The sequence below is a fragment of the Latilactobacillus sakei genome (assembly GCA_002953655.1).
Taxonomy (GTDB): domain Bacteria; phylum Bacillota; class Bacilli; order Lactobacillales; family Lactobacillaceae; genus Latilactobacillus; species Latilactobacillus sakei_A.
In genome coordinates this window covers 700,827-718,897 of the sequence record CP025839.1, presented here as the reverse complement: position 1 = coordinate 718,897, position 18,071 = coordinate 700,827, and the positions used below count along the sequence as shown (strand labels likewise).

At 42.2% G+C, this 18,071-nt stretch carries 19 protein-coding genes; 5 read left to right on the top strand and 14 right to left on the bottom strand.

Annotation, left to right across the window (positions count from 1 at the left end; all coding sequences use genetic code 11):
- Nucleotides 1-26: 26 nt before the first annotated feature.
- Both C0213_03565 and C0213_03560 read right to left on the bottom strand, forming a co-directional pair.
- Nucleotides 27-656 carry a DUF4479 domain-containing protein gene (locus C0213_03565; GenBank protein AUX11517.1) on the bottom strand — a complete coding sequence of 210 codons (630 nt, stop codon included), beginning with the start codon at nucleotides 654-656 and terminating at the stop codon, nucleotides 27-29.
- Nucleotides 657-674: 18 nt separating this feature from the next.
- Nucleotides 675-995: a thioredoxin gene (locus C0213_03560; GenBank protein ID AUX11516.1), complete on the bottom strand. Its 321-nt coding sequence runs from the start codon at nucleotides 993-995 to the stop codon at nucleotides 675-677.
- A 122-nt stretch (nucleotides 996-1,117) separates the two neighbouring features.
- On the opposite strand from C0213_03560, the gene C0213_03555 reads away from it, so the two are divergent.
- Complete coding sequence (locus tag C0213_03555) at nucleotides 1,118-1,444, top strand: hypothetical protein (protein AUX11515.1); 327 nt, start codon at nucleotides 1,118-1,120, stop codon at nucleotides 1,442-1,444.
- A gap of 82 nt (nucleotides 1,445-1,526) precedes the next feature.
- On the opposite strand, the gene C0213_03550 is transcribed toward C0213_03555, so the two are convergent.
- From C0213_03550 to C0213_03535, 4 genes are all read right to left on the bottom strand, one after another.
- On the bottom strand, nucleotides 1,527-2,168 hold the full coding sequence (locus tag C0213_03550; GenBank protein ID AUX11514.1) for a tRNA (guanosine(46)-N7)-methyltransferase TrmB: 642 nt from the start codon (nucleotides 2,166-2,168) through the stop codon (nucleotides 1,527-1,529).
- Nucleotides 2,169-2,228: 60 nt separating this feature from the next.
- On the bottom strand, nucleotides 2,229-3,023 hold the full coding sequence (locus C0213_03545) for a phosphotransferase (protein ID AUX11513.1): 795 nt from the start codon (nucleotides 3,021-3,023) through the stop codon (nucleotides 2,229-2,231).
- A gap of 132 nt (nucleotides 3,024-3,155) precedes the next feature.
- Nucleotides 3,156-4,358, bottom strand: a complete 1,203-nt coding sequence (locus tag C0213_03540; GenBank protein ID AUX11512.1) for a multidrug ABC transporter permease — start codon at nucleotides 4,356-4,358, stop codon at nucleotides 3,156-3,158.
- On the bottom strand, nucleotides 4,358-5,086 hold the full coding sequence (locus C0213_03535; protein ID AUX11511.1) for a multidrug ABC transporter ATP-binding protein: 729 nt from the start codon (nucleotides 5,084-5,086) through the stop codon (nucleotides 4,358-4,360). The genes C0213_03540 and C0213_03535 overlap by 1 nt, the downstream gene beginning before the upstream one ends.
- Nucleotides 5,087-5,304: 218 nt before the next feature.
- On the opposite strand from C0213_03535, the gene C0213_03530 reads away from it, so the two are divergent.
- The 3 genes from C0213_03530 (at nucleotide 5,305) to C0213_03520 (ending at nucleotide 7,133) form a co-directional block, all read left to right on the top strand.
- On the top strand, nucleotides 5,305-5,733 hold the full coding sequence (locus C0213_03530; protein AUX11510.1) for an HIT family protein: 429 nt from the start codon (nucleotides 5,305-5,307) through the stop codon (nucleotides 5,731-5,733).
- 2 nt (nucleotides 5,734-5,735) lie between these two features.
- The gene (locus C0213_03525; GenBank protein ID AUX11509.1) at nucleotides 5,736-6,062 is read left to right on the top strand and encodes a hypothetical protein; all 327 of its coding nucleotides are present in this window, start codon (nucleotides 5,736-5,738) and stop codon (nucleotides 6,060-6,062) included.
- Between the two features lie 162 nt (nucleotides 6,063-6,224).
- Nucleotides 6,225-7,133: a peptidylprolyl isomerase gene (locus tag C0213_03520; protein ID AUX12805.1), complete on the top strand. Its 909-nt coding sequence runs from the start codon at nucleotides 6,225-6,227 to the stop codon at nucleotides 7,131-7,133.
- 61 nt (nucleotides 7,134-7,194) lie between these two features.
- Here the strand turns inward: C0213_03520 and C0213_03515 are convergent, their stop codons facing one another.
- The 5 genes from C0213_03515 to C0213_03495 all read right to left on the bottom strand — a co-directional run bounded on the left by C0213_03515 (nucleotide 7,195) and on the right by C0213_03495 (nucleotide 14,644).
- On the bottom strand, nucleotides 7,195-8,163 hold the full coding sequence (locus C0213_03515; GenBank protein AUX11508.1) for a 3'-5' exonuclease: 969 nt from the start codon (nucleotides 8,161-8,163) through the stop codon (nucleotides 7,195-7,197).
- A complete protein-coding gene (locus C0213_03510; protein ID AUX11507.1) occupies nucleotides 8,153-10,864 on the bottom strand; it encodes a hypothetical protein in 2,712 nt (903 codons plus the stop codon). The genes C0213_03515 and C0213_03510 overlap by 11 nt, the downstream gene beginning before the upstream one ends.
- Nucleotides 10,865-10,866: 2 nt before the next feature.
- A complete protein-coding gene (locus tag C0213_03505; protein AUX11506.1) occupies nucleotides 10,867-12,060 on the bottom strand; it encodes a DNA repair exonuclease in 1,194 nt (397 codons plus the stop codon).
- Nucleotides 12,061-12,194: 134 nt separating this feature from the next.
- Entirely contained in the window at nucleotides 12,195-12,539 is a 345-nt protein-coding gene (locus tag C0213_03500) for a hypothetical protein (GenBank protein ID AUX11505.1), read from the bottom strand.
- 23 nt (nucleotides 12,540-12,562) lie between these two features.
- Nucleotides 12,563-14,644 carry a carboxypeptidase gene (locus tag C0213_03495; protein ID AUX11504.1) on the bottom strand — a complete coding sequence of 694 codons (2,082 nt, stop codon included), beginning with the start codon at nucleotides 14,642-14,644 and terminating at the stop codon, nucleotides 12,563-12,565.
- A gap of 155 nt (nucleotides 14,645-14,799) precedes the next feature.
- Here C0213_03495 and C0213_03490 point away from each other — a divergent pair, with 155 nt between their 5' ends.
- Nucleotides 14,800-15,690 carry an RluA family pseudouridine synthase gene (locus tag C0213_03490; GenBank protein AUX11503.1) on the top strand — a complete coding sequence of 297 codons (891 nt, stop codon included), beginning with the start codon at nucleotides 14,800-14,802 and terminating at the stop codon, nucleotides 15,688-15,690.
- Between the two features lie 145 nt (nucleotides 15,691-15,835).
- Here the strand turns inward: C0213_03490 and C0213_03485 are convergent, their stop codons facing one another.
- Genes C0213_03485 through C0213_03475 form a run of 3 tightly spaced genes read right to left on the bottom strand, consistent with a single transcriptional unit; the run spans nucleotide 15,836 to nucleotide 18,065 of the window.
- Nucleotides 15,836-16,495, bottom strand: coding sequence for an ABC transporter permease (locus tag C0213_03485; protein ID AUX11502.1), 660 nt, complete (start codon nucleotides 16,493-16,495; stop codon nucleotides 15,836-15,838).
- Nucleotides 16,492-17,427 carry an osmoprotectant ABC transporter substrate-binding protein gene (locus C0213_03480; protein ID AUX11501.1) on the bottom strand — a complete coding sequence of 312 codons (936 nt, stop codon included), beginning with the start codon at nucleotides 17,425-17,427 and terminating at the stop codon, nucleotides 16,492-16,494. Before C0213_03480 ends, C0213_03485 begins: the two co-directional genes overlap by 4 nt.
- Before the next feature lie 11 nt (nucleotides 17,428-17,438).
- Nucleotides 17,439-18,065 carry an ABC transporter permease gene (locus C0213_03475; GenBank protein ID AUX11500.1) on the bottom strand — a complete coding sequence of 209 codons (627 nt, stop codon included), beginning with the start codon at nucleotides 18,063-18,065 and terminating at the stop codon, nucleotides 17,439-17,441.
- Between the last annotated feature and the right edge of the window lie 6 nt (nucleotides 18,066-18,071).

Here is an 18,071-nt window from a genome sequence, read left to right as displayed (position 1 = left end):
CCATAACAAATTCGTAAGTTGCTTAATTATTTTAATAGCGCGGCAACTGCATCAGCCGTCACTGCTTGGCCAACTTCCCAATCATCTGGTAAGACCATAATGCCTTTGGCCGGTGCACCTTCGACACCAATTTCACGGGCAGCACAAATCATACCATCACTTTGAACACCACGTAATTGACCAGGCCAGATGATTTTACCTTCTGGCATCACTGCGCCAACTGTTGCGACAATTACTTTTTGGCCTTGCGCAATGTTTGCAGCCCCACAAACGATTTGAACCGTTTGATCAGGTGCAATTTGGGTTTGTGTCACGTGCATATGATCGGAATCTGGATGCACATCGCATTCCTGCACATAACCAACCACAATGTGTGGAGTCTCGTCAGCAACTAAATCAGGTGTGAAATCAGCAGCTTCAAGAGCTTGATTTAAAGTTGCGACATCCGCAGCACTGAGCGCTTGGACCCCGTTAAATTGTAATTCAGGTAATAATTGATCGATTGCTAAAAAGTTATAACCAATTGTCTGATCTGCTTGATCGCTAATTCTGACAATTGATTGTTTCTCAGTCGTTACCTGATTAGCCACATCTGGTTGGGTCATCACAACGAGAATATTTGGAAAAGATTTTTGGTTCATACTTGCAATTAGCATTTTATGACTCCTTTAAAATTAACTTAATGAGTGAATAAATTCTGAAATTTCACGTTTTGTCTTCCGGTCCTTATTCACAAAACGACCAACTTCACGGCCATTATCAATCACAACAAAGCTTGGAATACCGAAGATTTCCCATTCTTCACAAATATCGATGTATTGATCACGATCAATTTCGATAAATTCATATTCTGGGAATTCAGCTTCGATTTCAGGCATTGCGGGTTTAATAAACCGGCAATCGCTACACCACGTTGCTGTAAAAAATAAGACATGTTTTCCTTTGGTAATGAGATGGGTTAGATTTGTTTCTGCCATCTTTGCGAATTCTTTCATTATGCACCCCTTCAATTTAACTACTCGTTTTAATATAAGCGGTTTGTGGTCAAATGTCCACTCTTGTTCCTCAAAAAAGTGTGCTATACTATTTAAAGATAAATTTACTGAGGAGTTTTTTTTTGAAAAAAAATAGTCAAACGTTAAAATATCTCTTAACTGGTTTCGGACTAGCCGTTGCGGCAGCAGCCGGTACCAGACAATATAAAACCCAACAGAAGATGGTTAAGCTCGACAAGATTTTAGAAGATGTTAAAGCAAGCCTTCGCCATGAAGGGCAAATCGTCGGCTCTTGGATTGAGGAAAGTCCTCATCTATTTTCACAAAACAAGCGGACTTTCCCAGTTTATCAAGGCGGTGTTATCTGCGAACGTGAAGAAGGCACGAACCAATTCCACTTCAAAGTTGATGCTAAAACGGGTGTTGTCATTGAATTTTCACAACTTTAAACAAATAAAAACACTTACCGGATTGGTAAGTGTTTTTTGTTTGGCTTGAGATGCTATTTTGAAACGTGTTTTTTAAAGCAGACTATTTGTAATGTGCTTCTAAACGATAAATAACTTGGCCGCGCTTACTGAATTTTTCTTCATATTCTGTTTGGATATTGTCTTCTGCTAAATCACTATTGTGTAAATCAAGTGAAATATCATCAAAAACCATCCCGTACGCATTTAAACTCACTAATGAGTATTCAAACAAGCCTTGGTTATCGGTCTTAAAACGTAAATAACCCGTTGGTTGCATAATTTGTTGGTATTCAGCCAAGAATGATTTATAGGTTAAGCGCCGTTTTTCATGGCGCGTTTTAGGCCAAGGATCAGAGAAGTTTAAGTAAACCCCTGCGACTTCGTTTTCGGCAAAAAAAGTCGTCAATGCGGCCCCATTCCCTAACAATAATTGAAGATTAGGGAGTTTCAACTCAACTTGTTTTTGCAAGATAACGGCAATCGCTGATTCTTGAATTTCAACCGCGATAAAGTTGCGGTCTGGGTATTTTTGAGCCATTTGAGTAATGAATTGCCCCTTACCTGAACCGACTTCGATATAAATTGGTTGTGCCTTGGCAAAACGGCTTTGCCAGTTACCGGCAATCTTTTCTGGGCTCACCAAGATCATGTCTGGATTTTCAGCGATTAAATCCGCTGCCCAAGGTTTGTTTCTTAAACGCATAATAAACTCCTCATTTGCTGCCAATTAAAAAGGTTGGACAATTGCCCAACCTTTTGGCATTTAATTTTTTTTAATTATTTCAGAAAGAACTTCTTCTAAACGCAATATGTCATGGTTCATTTCAGTAAAACGACCACGCTGATAATGGTGCTTAATGCTTTGGAGTAAGTTCAAACTACCGTACCAGTTAACGCGCATCAATAATTCAGGCGTTACCTCTAAACCGTAGTTTTCAAGCCACTCTTGCCATTCTTGACGTGGAACATATTGAAATAAAATCATTCCGAAATCGACAGCTGGATCAGCTAACATTGCTGAATCCCAATCGACTAGGTACAAACGATTGATATCAGACAACAACCAATTCTTATGACTTAAATCGCCATGACACACCTCTAGAGAAGGTGTTTGTAATGCTGACATCGTGTCTTTTAAATACTGACTCGTTTGTGCTAAAAAAGGATGTTGCCGTAAATCTTGCGGTAAATCATAGAAGTAAGTCTGCAACATCTCTGGTGCTTGCCAGACCTGACCACCAACCTTTTGTAACATGCGTTTTAGTAGATGCGATTGATGCACCCGCGCCAATAATTTGGCAACTTGCGGGCTATTCATCTCGTCACGCTTGAGCGTCCGACCATTTAGCCATTCTTGTGCGGTTAACACATCCCCACTTGAGATCCGTTTGGTCCAGATTAAACGTGGTGTAATGCCTTCTGCAGAAAGAGCCGCTAAAAATGGCGACGTATTTCGTTTTAAAAATATCTTCTCTGATGCCCGGACGCCTAAATAAGCGGCACCCGTATCACCACCAGCTGAACGTACTTGCCAACCGGTATCTAAGTCGAAATTCATCCACCCGACTCCTTTACAATAAAATAAGGTGCCTACCCCGTGGCACCGCGTTACTTCAACTGATTTTTAACTACCAGTATCATATAATACGCACACGTGCTACGTCAAGTAGACACCCCTTCGAATTCGGGATTATTTAACCAATCGTTTTGGTAAATAGAACTGAACAAAAACACCCACTAAGCTAAATAGCGCAACGATACTTAAGCCGACATATCCGCTGAAGCCCATCGTTAATAGGAGTATCACGCTAAACAAGATTGCTTGGCACAATAATAAACCCAGTAAAAGTTGTTGAAAAGCTTTCACGCGAGCTTGTTTAGCAACCGGATACAGATGGGTAAAAATAATTTGTTCGTATTGGGTATAAAACGGTAATAATTGAAAGCCGACTAAGTAGATTAATAACAACCCTAGCGCTAAGCTCAACCACCAGAGATGGCTGAAACATAGAATGATGCCTCCTAAAACCACTAGGCGAACGTATAACCCGCTAAACTCTGTCCCGCGAACAAAACCACGTGTGTATAGATACAAATATGGATTGCCAACTCGCTTAGCAACTGGCAATAACCAATCCAAGTAACGGCGCCGTTTAACCTGACTATTTAACCCCGGTACATCTGTAAAGAGATTGTATAGGCGATAAATCCGCCCCATTCTTGAATCCTCAGCGCTGACCGCTGCTAACCAATCAAACAATGTTGCTTGTTGAATAGTTGCCAACTGACGCCGTTGATAGTAAGCCAACCCGCTTGCGATTAAGACTCCCGCAAGCGCCCAGCCGCTAAAAAGTTGGCTACCGATTAACAGCCAGTCAATTAATAACCAAACAACCTTGGGTAGCTTGGCATCTATTTGGTACCAATTCAATAATTGATTTGAAAAGCGGCGATCTTTGATTGCAATTAATGTAGCCCAAACAAGCAGCAATTGCCAGCTCGGCACAGTTTTTGTAATCAGCAGGGTTGGTGCAATTAATCCCGTTACCAGCCCGGTAAAAACGACCGGTAACCAGGTGCTATACCCCCGCGCCGCTTTTAAATAAACCGGCAAATCACTTTCCTTCGGTAACAAAAAGACACTGTCCGCCTCTTTAAGCAAGGTTGCAAAGCGACCAAAGCTAACTGCCGCTAATAAGACGAGACTTAATAGTAATTTAAGCCACCATGCTTTGGGATCCAAGGTTTTGACGGCATTAGCATACGTATAACCTAATGCGCCCAGTAGAAAAATTAAAGCTAAGACGAAATGGTCATTAAAAACTAGTTTGAGATATTTAACTTGTTCTTGAATATGTTGTCGAACACGTTTTTGCCATAACTGTCGCATCATTAACCTTCTTTCGTCATTTGCAAATAGATATCATCTAAGTTTGCATCTGCCATGTTAAATTCTGCCTTCAGTTCTTCAAGCGTCCCGGTTGTCCGGACCTTACCTTGATTCAATAGGACAAACGAATCGGCGTATTGTTGTGCCGTGGCTAAAATATGGGTCGACATCAAAATCGCCGCCCCGGCTGCTTTTTTCTCAGCAATAATATCTAATAAATCATGAATAGCGAGCGGATCAAGTCCCGTGAAAGGCTCATCTATGATGAATAAGTCAGCATCAGTCATAAAAGCGTTGACGATCATCACTTTTTGGCGCATCCCTTTTGAAAAATGAACTGGGAACCAATCCAACTTATTGTCGAGTCGGAACTTTTTCAACAGCACCATCGCTTTATTCCATGTTTTTTCGAAATCCAAATCGTAGGCCATCATTGTTAATTCTAAATGTTCCCGCAACGTCAATTCTGGGTAAAGGACTGGTGTTTCAGGCACATAGGCCATACTTTGCCGATATTGATCTGGATTGGATTGCAACGTGACACCATTGAGCGTAATCGTCCCTTTTTGCGGTGTCAATAACCCAATAATATGTTTAATGGTTGTTGATTTACCGGCTCCGTTTAAACCGATCAAGCCGACAACCTGTTGATTGGGAACTGTAAAGCTCACCGTTTGGAGTACTGGTACGTGGGCGTAACCACCCGTTAATTGCTTAATTTCTAGACTCATTTAACTTGCCTCATTTTACTTAAATTAAAATTAGTTGATACCCTTTTCTGACAAACACTTAACACGAATTTTATCATCAATGATTAATTTTAACAAACCCTTTCATTGATAACGAACGATTAACTCAATTGGCCGTGATTTAGTAGCAGAAAGCGCGTTATTATGATAGCATTAACGGTATACAGCACTCCAATCTATAGAAAGTAGGTATTTAATTAATGGATGATTGTATTTTTTGTAAAATTGTTCGTCAGGAAATTCCGAGCACCGTTGTCTATGAAGATGACGTTGTCAAAGCATTTCTCGATATTACCCAGACCACCCCTGGCCATACCCTAATCATTCCCAAGCAACATGTTGCCAATATTTTCGAATATGACGCCGACTTAGCTGCAGCGGTTTTCAGCCGGGTGCCCAAGATTGCTAATGCGATTAAAGCAAGTAATCCTGCCATCAAAGGGATGAATATTTGTAATAATAACGGTGAGGTTGCTTACCAATCTGTTTTTCATTCTCATATCCACCTACTCCCTCGCTACACGACAGCAGATGGCTTCTCTATACAATTTGCTGATAACTCAGCGGATTATACACCAGAAAAGTTGCAAACGATTGCTGATTCGATTAAAAAACAATTGGAGGCTTAGCGATGTCATTTTCAAAAGGATTACTGGTTGGTAGCCTCCTGGGCACAACTTATGCACTATTAACCGCTAAAAAAACGGGGCTAGAACGGCAACAAGCAATCAGCCATTATTTAACGGACGTCACCAACCAAGCACAAGATGTTCAAATTAGTGCAATTAATTTACAAAACACTGCCAGTCAGCTTTCAGATGAAATTAAGACCACCGCTGTTGATTCACTTGCGGATATTAGCGATGCTGTTCAAACTTTTTCATTTGAAGCGCAACCGCGTGTTGCCCAAATTTCAGAATCAATTAACCGCCTTACAAACGATTTAAAGGCGCTATAACAGCATTTATCTGTCTTTTTTAAGTCTCTTCATAAAAAAGCTAAATTTGAAGGTTCTGTGAAATTTTCGCTCACTGATTTAATTCAGCCCGTTTATGTGTTATATTAATTGATGAATTCACGGTATTAATCGTATTTACAATAATTGATAAGGATGTGTCATATAATGAAAAAATGGCTATTAGCCGCTGCCAGTCTATTAATGGTAGTTACACTAGCAGGTTGTGGTAGCAACACAATCGCAACTCTTAAGGGTGGTAAAATCACTCAAGACGAATTCTACAAAGAAATTAAGGAAACTTCTGCCGGCAAGCAACAAGTACAACAAATGATCTTGCAAAAAGCGCTTCAAGAACAATACGGTAGCAAGAGCCTCGACAAAAAAATCGACAAAACTTACAACACTTATAAAAAACAATACGGTTCATCTTTCAACTCAGTACTTGCACAAAGTGGTTTAACAACAACTTCATTCAAAAACCAAATCACAACGCAAATGTTAGCTAACGCTGCTTTAAAGGCTAACAAAAAAGTAACCAATGCTGATTTGAAGAAACAATGGAAATCATACGAACCAAAAGTTGAAGTTCAACATATCTTAGTTGAAAAGAAAGACACTGCTGAAACAGTTATTTCTGAACTTAAGAAAGACAACTCAACTAAGAACTTCAACGCTTTAGCTAAGAAGTACTCAACAGATACTGGTACTAAAAAAGATGGCGGTAAATTACCTGTCTTTGATAGCACAGATACATCATTAGATGCAACCTTCAAAACAGCTGCCTTCAAGTTGAAGACAAACGAATACACAACCACACCGGTTAAGACATCATATGGCTACCACGTTATCCGGATGATCAAGAACCCTGGTAAAGGTAAGATGGCAGATCACAAGAAGACATTAACTGACCAAGTTTACGCTAAGTGGTCTAGTGATCAAACTGTGATGGCTAAGGTTTACACGAAGGTACTTAAGAAAGCCGACGTAACAATCAAGGATAAAGATTTATCAGATATCCTTTCAAGCTACGGCGTTAACGCTAAGAAATCATCAGCTAAATCATCAAAATAATCAGTTTTAAAAAAGAGCTTCAACCAAACAGATAACTGTTTGGTTGAAGCTCTTTTTTTAGTTAGTCTTGCGACAATTGTTGATCATTAACTGGCCGGTAGAAATGCCGACCATCCATTGCAAAAAGCCGTTCAGTATACTGCCCTGCTTCTGCATGTTGTAAAGATTGCGTCATCATCGTAATGCTGGCGTCCATTTCATCGATTTGATGAAGCACTTCTGCTTCTAAGATTTGTGGTCGCACTGGTGACCCATATTCCATTAAACCGTGATGGGCTAAGACAACATGTCTGAGTACCAACATATCTTCACTATTAATATCGATTTTTAACGTTTCACAGGCCTTAACAATCTCTTCATCAACTAGTACAATATGCCCGATTAAATTCCCACGTACGGTGTATTCCGTTGAAACCGGCCCCGATAATTCCAGGGTCTTGCCTAAATCATGCAATAAAACACCTGAATACAATAAAGCCGCATCAATTTGTGGATATTGGGCGGCAATTGTTTTAGCTAGCCGTAACATCGATAACGTATGGTAGGCTAAGCCACCAGCAAAAGCATGGTGATTCGTCTTGGCGGCTGGGAAACTAAAGAAGTCCACCTGGTGCTTTTGAATCAAGTGGCGCACCAACCGTTGCCAATTAGGATTGGTAATTTCAAAAAGCACTTGGCTAATTTCTTCTTCCATATCAGCCGTTTGTACCGGTGCCTTTTGGATAAATTGTTCAATAACTTGTGGTTCGTCTTCAGTCGCTAAGCGGATTTTATAAATTTTAATTTGTGGGTTACTTTGATAAAGTTCCCGTTTACCTTGAAGATGGACAATCTTACCAGCTGTAAATAAAGCCACATCTTCATCAGAGGCATCCCAATACTTACCACTAATTTGTCCAGATTGATCTTGAAATGTAAAGGCAATAAATTGCTTGCCATTTTTAGCAACTCTGACATCCGCTGCTTTAATTAAAACAAATAGCGCTAAGTTTTCATCGTTTTGGTAATCATATAACTTTTTAGTCGTCATTTGCTACCCCTACCTTCTCTAAGTTTAACCAGTGTTCTGTGCCAAAAGCGGCTTCAGTTCGCGGATTAGCTGTCAAGTAAATCACTTGATGTGCCCCGCTGAGGTTTTGCAATAACTGCCAAACCGCTGCTTGCCGTTGATCATCGAAATTGACGAAACCATCGTCTACCAATAGTGGTAGTGAAACAACATCGGCGATTTCTTCTGCAAACGCAAAGCGCAATGCAATATATAATTGCTCTGCCGTTCCTTGCGAAAGTTCGCCAACCTCAAATAAAACCTGGTCTTGTCGAAGGACAGTTAAGGTTGCCGCTTCGAAAGTAATTTCAATATACCGATTCTGCGTTAAAATTGCAAAGTATTGCGTAGCTTTTGCCAATAAACGGGGGAAGCGTTCTTGGGAAGCTGCCGTTAGGGTTGCTTGAATCCAATCGATTGCCAGTTGTTTGGCCAACCAATCTTGTGCTAAGCCAAGCATATCAGCTTCGGCATTTAACTGTGCTTGTCGTTGCCGTTGATAAGCATCGCTATCCACTAACTTTTGTTGAATCACTTGTAACTCGGCCACCGTCTGTTGTTGGGTGTGAATTGCCGCCGTTAACGTTGCTGTTTGTTGCGTCAATTGATCGATTGCTGTTTCAAGGGCTGCTTGGTCTTCAAAGTCTTGTAATTGGGGCAAATAGCTTGCTAATTCATGTTCAAGATCTGTTTGGCGTTGTTGTTGGACTTGACGTTGCTGTTCAACGGCTGCACATTGTTCTAGTTCAGCGACCGTTTTGAGATGAGCTTTTTCAAGCAAGTCAGCTTGTTGAATTTGACGTTCTTGATCTTGTCTTTGTAAACGCGCTACTTGTTGTTGTTGATACTCATAGCGTTCATTATCCTGTGCGAGGGCTTGTTTCAATTGGTCAAGTCGACTCTTAAATTGTTCAATTTGCGCTAGGTTATGCAGTGGTTCGCCTTGCAGCGCCCCTAACCAATCATGAGCAAATGCAAACTGGTCAAAATAATCGGTTAAGGCCACTTGAAGCGTGTTAATCTCAGCACTTTGTTGGGCCATTAATGCTTGCAAGTGTTGCATCCGCGCTAAGGCATCTTGTTGGTTCATAACTTGTGTCACCGTTGCTTCGTTCGGATATCCGTTCGCACTTAAAAGCGCAGCGACTTGTTGCTGACTGGTGTTTAAAGCTTGTTGTCCATCTGCAAGAGCTGTTTGTTTTTCCTGAAGATCCGCTTGTAACTGGTCGAGCTTAGCGAGCGCTTGTTGCCACTGTGCCTTTTGCGTTGTATCGGCCGTTTGTTTTTGTTGTTTTTGATACTTGGTGTATAACCCATAACCAAGTAATCCTAACCCTAACAAAGCAACTGCTTTTAAGCCGCCGGGTAAAAAGACGCCTAATAAACCAACAATCCCTAAGCCGAAATAAATATTGCTGATTGGTGTTGAACTAGCAACGGCCACTGGGGTTTCCAAAGTGGTCACTAATTGTTCTTGTTCGGCCACCTGTTCGATCAAGGCTGTTAATTGCTCTGTTAAAACCCGATTAGTGGTTTGCGTTTGTTCGTAGGTGGTATTGGCCACTTGTAACTGCTCTAGCTGGTCGGTGCTTAAGACCGTTGGTAACGTGGCCGTCGTCGCCCATTGGTATTTGGTAGCTAATGCTGCTTGTTCGCTCGTCAACTGCGTCAATTGCGTTTGTTGTAGTGCTAATTGTTGGGCTTGCTTTTGCCGTGTTGACCATTCTTCTAATAACCCATCAATTGCAGCTTGATGGGTTTGATAAAACCGAAACTCTCCTGTTTGATCGAGCGTTTCTTGAATTGCGGCCACCGCTTGTTTAGCGTCTGCTAATGCCGCTTGTGATTCTTGACGTTGCTGTTCGATCTTTTGATATTGCGTATACAAAGTGCTGTCAAAAGGCTTGGTCGTTGCTAAAGCTTCTTGTAAGGCCTGCCACTCCATGTACTTCGGCCAACGTTCTAGTAATTGTTGCTGCTGATTTTTTTGGGTTTGCACTTTAGCTAATGTTGTCTGATCTTGCTTCAGCGTCTGCAGTGCTTGTTGTAGTTGTTGATCGTTACTTTCGTATTGCTGATTAGCCGCTTTAGCCTGGCTAACAGCTTGTTGAATTTCCGGATATTGTTTTAAGGCTTTATTCAATGGCCACTTGCGACCCGATGGTTTATAGATTTGCTGACTAGCTTTATCCAAACTAGTCTCAAAAGCAAGCCATTCATGGCTACCAACCGCGCCAATCGTTAAGAGATGTTGCATAAAATCATCGGCAGTTAGACCAAAAATCTGATTTAAATCCTGTTGATTAGTTTCAAAAATCTGTGTAAAAAGCGCTTTGTCGGCGGGCGCAATCAGTTGGTTCAAATAATCCGCACCAAACTCCTTACCCTGGTCAATAACCGTTACCTCGCCGCCCGCTTTGCCGGCAACTCGCCGAATCGTAATCTCACGATCATGATAGTCGACAATTAACTCGCCACCATACTGTGCCCCGCTTTTAGGTAAATATTGTTCATACTTTTGCTTGCCAGTCGCAAACCCAAACAAGACACCTTTAATAAACGCCGTGATGGTTGATTTACCAGCTTCATTTTGGCCATATAACACCTGGTAATCAGTTTGTAAATCAATTATTTGATCGTGCCACTTACCAAAGCCAAAGATGTTAATTGTTTTAATCCGCATGCTTAGTCCTCCAGCTTCTTTTCTTGTAAAATCGTTTCAGCCATTGCCTGCAAGTCCGCTTGAAAATCGGGATCTACAAGGGCTTCTCGGATGAATTTTTCTTTCAAGAGCGGTTGCGCCTTTTCCAAGATGTAATCTGGCGTAAAAATCTTATCAGCCGCCGCTTGCCAATAGGCTTGATCAATCTGGCTAAATTGTTGTTGGGAAGCAAACTGTAGTTTAAGCGCGTACGGCCAATGCATGATAGCGCTAGCCTCAAGGTCTGTTTGTAAATAGGCGAGTAACTCACCATTATTAACGCGTTGAATCAGATCACTTGATAACCGTTCAGCGTGCGTCAATTCCAAAGCCACTAAGCTTGCTGTTTCACTTTGCAATAATTGTGTCCTCAAACCTTCTTGCAATTGATTCAAACTTGGATTTTCAGGAATCTCAAACCGTTGCCGTTGCCATTCAATCACCGTCGTCGGTTTGAATTCAAGCTCGAATTGCCCCGCTTGCGCGGTCACTAAATAAAAACCTTTTTCACCGGGTTCATTCTTATGCCGGCCTTGCAAGTTACCCGGATAAACGACATACGGCCGTGCTTGTAAAATTTGGCGTTTATGAATATGTCCTAGTGCCCAATAATCATATTGTAGTTGGTTGAGCCCGCTTAACGTAAACGGTGCGTAATGATCCGCATCAGATGCCGTACTCTGGCTACCATGCAACGTCCCAATTGTATAAGTCGTAGCCGCTCGTGGCGGAAATTGGGCGGTTTGATCCGCTGCTAACCACCGTTGCCCGTAACTAAAACCAACAATCGTGACCGTTTCTTGGGCTTTAGTCGTTAGTGTTTTGGCTTCAACATCAGTTGTAAAAACATGGACATTTTTTGGAAAATCGAAATGAATTTGGTTGGGATCCCAGTAATCATGATTCCCATAACTAAGATAAACTGGGATTTCAACAGCGTTTAAGCGTTCAAATTGTTGTTTCAAAAAGTTTTGGACTTGTAAACTCTGGGCCTCTTGATCAAATGAATCACCCACTAATAAAACAAAATCAACAGCTTCATCAATGGCCGTTTGCACTAATTTTTCAAAGGCGGTAAAAGTTGATTCGTGAATCGTCGTCCATAAATTGGTTGACGCTTTTTTTAATCCGACAAACGGACTATCAATATGCGCATCAGCCGCGTGAATAAATTTCATGATCGCTATCCCCCATTTTGGTAATATGTCTTATTATAGCATTGCAACTAAGGCTTAGAAAGGCGCCTTACCACTAAAAAAAGAAGCATCAAGTGCGCGTTTTGCGACTCGATACTCCTCTTAAAAAATACGTTCTAGGCTTGGTAGATATCAGCAATTGGTTTTGAGATGATTTGGTTTAATTCATCCATTAATTGGCTTAATTGGCGTTCTTGTTCCATCAAGTTCTTGATAGCATCGATATCACCGATTTTTTGAGCAAGTTCTTGGATTTCTTTGATTTCGTCATCCGTTAATTCTTCGCCTTGCATTTGTTTTTGTTGTAAAGTCATTTGTTGTGTTTGAAATTTCTTGAACATTGTGAAGGCAATATCATCCTTCTTAAGTGCTGCAAAAGCATTTTGCAAGCCTAAAAATTGTGGTAATGTTTGTAAATTAGTTGCCATTTGGTTCGCATCATCATAAATGTTGACTGTCATAGTAGTGACTCCCTTACATGAATTTAGTTAAAAAAACCTTTCAAGTTATTATACCATTGATTGACCGTTTCTTTCGCTTTATTTACACCATCTTTAATTCCCGATTGCAGCGAATTGACGACTTTGTCAGAATCCTGATTGTCTTCTTTTTTAGCCATTGATTGCGCGTCTTCCGTATCAAAGCTAGTTTGGGCCGTCGTTGGTAACAACTGTTGCATTTCGTATTTAAAGATTGGCGCTAGGCCATCGATACTGGTATTTTTCATAAAGTGTTCTTGATCCGTCTTATCGTAGCCCATCCAAGTCGCGACCACAATATCCGGGGTATACCCGATTAACCATTGATCCTTCGTGCCGTAACCGTAACTGTCGGGGACTTCGGTACTACCGGATTTACCAGCGACTTGATAGCCATCTGGTTTAGCGTAACGCCCAGTCCCACTGTTATAAACGCCCAACATCATGCTGGTCATTTCCTTAGCGGTTTTCTGACTCATAATCCGGGATTTCGATGGTGTCGTGTTATCAACAATAACGGCGCCACTGGCATCCACAATCTTTCGAATAAAGTGGGTCTCAGAAAGTTCCCCGTTATTGGCAAAAGCCGTATAAGCACTCGCCATTTGATAAGGTGAAACCCCTCCTTGCCAACCACCAAGGGCCATCGCTAAGTTTTGGTCACTCTTAGGGACTGAGATCCCGAAATCTTCAACTGACTTGATGCCGCGTTTAAGCCCAATTTGATTTAACAACCAAACAGCAGGCGCATTCGTACTATTGGCCACTGCTTGATACATCGGCATTGAACCGGTATAAACATTATCTGGATTAGTTGGTGTATATTTATTGGTTCCGTAACTCTTCTTCTTATCTTGAAGAGAAGAATCATAGTGATAGCCATCTTCTAGAGCTGGTGTATAAACGGCCAACGGTTTAATTGTCGAACCCGGCTGCCGTTTCATTTGGGTAATTCGACTATACCCACGAATCGTGTAATCGCCACGCCCACCAACCACGGCCGATACACCACCTGTTTTCGGATCGATAGCAATGGAGCTGCCTTGCACTAAGGTGCCATCAGCCGCATTGTCTGGGAATAACCAATTTTGCTCGAAGGTATTTTCCATCTTACTTTGTTGTGATTGATCAAGTGCGGTGTAAATCTTATAGCCGTTTTTAACGAGATCTTCTTCTTTAAGCCCGAACCGTTTAACCGCTTCATTTACAACTTCATCAAAGTAGTAAGGATATTTGTAACTATCGTTTTGTTCCAAGGTATTTTTAACGACTAATGGTTCACTCTTCGCCGCTTTTGCCTGGCTCTCCGTCAATTTCCCGTTATCCACCATTAAGCCGAGAATTAAATTTCGCCGTGATGTAGCGTTATCTAAATGATCAGCCGGATTATAGTAACTTGGACTACGGAGCATGGCGGCAATCACGGCCGCTTCACTAGCATCTAATTCGCTGGCATTTTTACCGAAGTACCGTCTAGAGGCATCTTGTACGCCCCACACCCCATTACCGAAGTAGGCGTTATTTAAATACATCGCTAAGATATCTTTTTTAGAGTAAGTCTTCGTAATTTGAACCGCTAGGAAGAGTTCTTCAAACTTCCGGGAGAAAGTCTGCTTCTGACTCAACTTCGCATTTTTGGCGAGCTGCTGGGTCAACGTACTCCCCCCACCGGTAATTTGTCCGTGGTGAATGACTAAGTTGACAGCGGCGCGGGCCAAGCCCTTGACGCTAAAGCCCGGATTCGTATAAAAGGAGCGATCTTCCGTCGAAATCACGGCATTTTGAATCTCGGGCGAAATCTTATCTAATTCGACGTACGTGCCTTTTTGAGTGTATAAGGTCCCCGCTCGTGCATCTTTATCATCATAAAGTGTTGTTGATGTTTGTAAGTTGGCCTTAATTTCCCCAACGTTAGCCGTTTTTGCTTTAAAGGTTAAGTAGCTACTCATGAAAAATATTAAAAGTAATATCCCCAAAATCAACCAGCGGGTTAATTGTAGTCGATACCAAACATACTTCACGACTCGCCACGCCCGTTTAAAAAAACGTTTAATCGCCAACCAAATCGGCGAATCCTGCTTATTCATACAATCCCTCTTTTAATCAATTTACATCGTACTTTGTTATATTGTAGCATATTCCAGGATGCCCCTTATGCCAGTGCGTTGACATTAATAATCTTTTAAAATTTACTTTTAGTGCCAAATTCGCTAAACTGGTAGCTTGAAGGTGGTTTACGCTGATGATAATTTACCAAAAAAAAGTAACTTTAGAAACAGACTTTAGTCCGATGTCAGTCCGTGGACTGCTCAATCACTGGTTAGTACCGCAAAAAATGCAACATTTCTTGCGGATTAATCGTGAAATACTCGTCAACGGTCAATACCGCGCGTTTAACCGCAACGTAGAACCTGGCGATGAAATCACGCTGAATTTTTCAGAGGTGTCCGTCAAAGTTCAAAACTACGAACTAGATGCGACGCAATCATTCAGTGTCTTATTTGAAAGTGACGATTTATTAATCGTCAATAAGCCTGCCGGCATTAAAACCCATCCCAACCGCCCCGGTGAAAACGGCACATTAATGAATCAAGTCGCCTTTTACCTCGCCCAACAAGGGAAAAAGGCCTACATGGTCCACCGCATTGACGAAGCTACCAGTGGCGTTTTATTGATTGGCAAAACCCCGATTGTGATCGGAATTTTAAATCGCCAACTCAGTCAAAAAAAGATGGCCCGCCAGTACATTGCCATCGTCAATGATTCCAAACACGAACTGGCAGAGCATGCGACCATTAATTCGCCCATCGGTGTCGACCCAGAAAATGATCGTCAACGTTGTGTCGATTACATCAACGGTTTATCGGCGATTACCCACTACCGCGTTTTAAGTCGGAAAGGCGCGACGGCGGTGTTAGCGGTCGATCTTGAAACTGGCCGGACCCATCAAATTCGCGTCCATCTAGCCAGTATTGGTCATCCAATCCTAGGCGATCCCCTCTATAACCCGACCGACACAACCCCACGACTCTTACTCCACGGTCAGACGTTGCGGTATACAGAACCTTATACGGATCACCCGCAAACCGTCACGGCACCAGTTCCTGATGCGTTTGAACCCTATCTTTCATAACCAAATAAAAGAAAGTGGGCTATCAGCCGGGGATCTTTATTAATCCTCCAGGAGATAACTGATAGAACACGTTTCGAGGATTCGGCTATCCCAAAAAGGAGCCCAGACAAAAGTAAATTTTGTCTGGGCTCCTTTTTTAGCGTTTTCAATGATGGGCTTGTGGCGCTTCTAACCGGCGTTGGATGAACCCTAAAACGAGATCGGCAATAATTGCCATCAAAGCCGTTGGTAACGCCCCAGCTAAAATTAGCGCACCGCCGTCGGTCGCATTCGTCCCCCGAATGATAATATCACCCAAACCACCGGCCCCGACAAATGAACCAATCGCGGTGATTCCGATTGCCACTACGAGCGCATTGCGAATCCCCGCCATAATCACGGCTAAGGACAAGGGTAATTCAACCATCGTCAATAATTGCCACTTGGTCATCCCCATACCCAGACCGGAATCCAGAATATTTGGTGAGACATTAATCATCCCAGTATACGTATTTTTGATGATTGGTAATAACGAATATAAAAAGACCGTCATAATCACCGTATTAGTGCCTAAGCCTAAGCCCAACATAATGATTGATAGCATCGCTAAGGACGGTACCGTTTGGATAACGTTGGCAATGCCGATTACCACATCGCTCATTTTTTTACGATGCGCAATCAAAATCCCAATCGGAATCCCAATGATGGCCGCTAATAACACCCCATAGATTGAAATTAAGAAGTGCCGATTAAATTGGCTTAAAACGTAACCACCATTATGTTGGAAATAATAAAGTAGCTGTTGCCACGTGTTTAAATGCGTCATTTGTTGGCTCCTTTCTTAAAGTAATCATGTTGCGTCAAGAATTGCTTAGCCACCACAGCGGGTTCTAGCAAGTCGTTATCCACTTGGTAATTGAGCGTCTGCATCGTATCAAGATTGATTTGCCCGGATAACCGCTTTAAAAGTGGTTTCAGTTCTGGATGTTGTTTTAAAATCTGATCAGTAGCAACTAGACTAGCATCATATGGTGGGAAAAAGTGGCGGTCATCCTTTAAGACCTTCAAGTTGTAACTCTTAATCCGCCCATCAGTCGAATACCCTAAGACGACGTCCATTTTACCGGCCGCCAGTGCGCTATAGACTAAACCGATTTGCATTGGTGCAACTTTCTTAAAATCGTAGCCGTAAGTTTGCTTGAATTCTTGATAGCCATCCCCTTCATGGTTGACCCACACCGAGTCAACACCGGCGGTTAATTGCTTCGCCACCCGGCCTAAATCGCTGACCGTTTCCAGATGGTACTTTTTAGCCATTTGCTGCGTCACCATGAAGGCGTAGGTATCGGCAAAGCCATAGGTTGGAAACCACGTTTGTTGGTAACGGTCTTTGAATTCGCGCTTTACGATTGTTTGGGCCTTTTGGGGGTCCTTCGTGGGCTTCATTTTTAACGTGCCGGTAATCTCGGTTCCGGCATACCGACTCGTTGAAATATCCGCATCACCGCGGATTAATGATTCATGCGTGACGGTTGAAGACCCCAGATTATTGACCAATTCGACCTTGTTATCCGTTTCATGCGCAATCAATTGACTGACGATATTGGCTAAAATTTGAGATTCCGTCGTACTTTGAGAACTAATCCGAATGGTATCCTTTGTCGAGCCACCAAGACCGGGCAAACCACAACTGCCTAATAGCAAAAGGCAGCCACTAAGCAGCGTGACGGCTGTGATTTTTTTTAATCTTTTTAACATAGCGACCTCCTTTAGCGAATGGCAACGGGTGTCATTCTTTTTTCGAGACGACCAAGCAAGAAATCAACCAACAAGGCTAAAATTGTGACCGGGATTGTCCCGCCGATAATTAAATCCGGTTTAAATAGGTTTAACCCGTTGAAGATGAAATCCCCAAGACCACCGGCACCAATATATGACGCGAGTGTCGCCCAAGCGATGACGTAGACCGCCGATAAGCGAATGCCGGACATAATGACTGGCATCGCCATCGGAACTTCCACTTGCATGATTGACTGGAGCGGCGTCATCCCCATGCCTTTGGCGCTATCTTTTAACACTGGGTCAACATCGTTCATCCCAATATAGGTATTGCGTAAAATCGGTAATAACGAATAGATAAACAAGGCCACAATGGCGGGCACCTTCCCAATCCCGAGTAACGGAATCATTAACGCTAGTAATGCCAGTGAGGGAACCGTCTGTAACATACTGGCAATTGCAATCACGACTTTCGCGGTCTTGGGCACGCGCGTCAAGGCAATCCCGAGCGGTACTGCAACTAATGCCCCTAATAGTAACGCAATGGCCGAGATATAAAGTTGCTCCCAGGTTTTAATCAAGAGGTCGGCCCCATTTTGGTTTAAAAAATTAAGCATTACGCT

What these genes read in the sequence shown, in the direction of transcription:
- C0213_03565 (AUX11517.1), bottom strand. Translation starts at nt 656, where the DNA reads ATGCTAATTGCAAGTATGAACCAAAAATCTTTTCCAAATATTCTCGTT.
- C0213_03560 (AUX11516.1), bottom strand. Translation starts at nt 995, where the DNA reads ATGAAAGAATTCGCAAAGATGGCAGAAACAAATCTAACCCATCTCATT.
- C0213_03550 (AUX11514.1), bottom strand. Translation starts at nt 2,168, where the DNA reads ATGCGTTTAAGAAACAAACCTTGGGCAGCGGATTTAATCGCTGAAAAT.
- C0213_03545 (AUX11513.1), bottom strand. Translation starts at nt 3,023, where the DNA reads ATGAATTTCGACTTAGATACCGGTTGGCAAGTACGTTCAGCTGGTGGT.
- C0213_03540 (AUX11512.1), bottom strand. Translation starts at nt 4,358, where the DNA reads ATGATGCGACAGTTATGGCAAAAACGTGTTCGACAACATATTCAAGAA.
- C0213_03535 (AUX11511.1), bottom strand. Translation starts at nt 5,086, where the DNA reads ATGAGTCTAGAAATTAAGCAATTAACGGGTGGTTACGCCCACGTACCA.
- C0213_03530 (AUX11510.1), top strand. Translation starts at nt 5,305, where the DNA reads ATGGATGATTGTATTTTTTGTAAAATTGTTCGTCAGGAAATTCCGAGC.
- C0213_03525 (AUX11509.1), top strand. Translation starts at nt 5,736, where the DNA reads ATGTCATTTTCAAAAGGATTACTGGTTGGTAGCCTCCTGGGCACAACT.
- C0213_03515 (AUX11508.1), bottom strand. Translation starts at nt 8,163, where the DNA reads ATGACGACTAAAAAGTTATATGATTACCAAAACGATGAAAACTTAGCG.
- C0213_03510 (AUX11507.1), bottom strand. Translation starts at nt 10,864, where the DNA reads ATGCGGATTAAAACAATTAACATCTTTGGCTTTGGTAAGTGGCACGAT.
- C0213_03505 (AUX11506.1), bottom strand. Translation starts at nt 12,060, where the DNA reads ATGAAATTTATTCACGCGGCTGATGCGCATATTGATAGTCCGTTTGTC.
- C0213_03500 (AUX11505.1), bottom strand. Translation starts at nt 12,539, where the DNA reads ATGACAGTCAACATTTATGATGATGCGAACCAAATGGCAACTAATTTA.
- C0213_03495 (AUX11504.1), bottom strand. Translation starts at nt 14,644, where the DNA reads ATGAATAAGCAGGATTCGCCGATTTGGTTGGCGATTAAACGTTTTTTT.
- C0213_03490 (AUX11503.1), top strand. Translation starts at nt 14,800, where the DNA reads ATGATAATTTACCAAAAAAAAGTAACTTTAGAAACAGACTTTAGTCCG.
- C0213_03485 (AUX11502.1), bottom strand. Translation starts at nt 16,495, where the DNA reads ATGACGCATTTAAACACGTGGCAACAGCTACTTTATTATTTCCAACAT.
- C0213_03480 (AUX11501.1), bottom strand. Translation starts at nt 17,427, where the DNA reads ATGTTAAAAAGATTAAAAAAAATCACAGCCGTCACGCTGCTTAGTGGC.
- C0213_03475 (AUX11500.1), bottom strand. Translation starts at nt 18,065, where the DNA reads ATGCTTAATTTTTTAAACCAAAATGGGGCCGACCTCTTGATTAAAACC.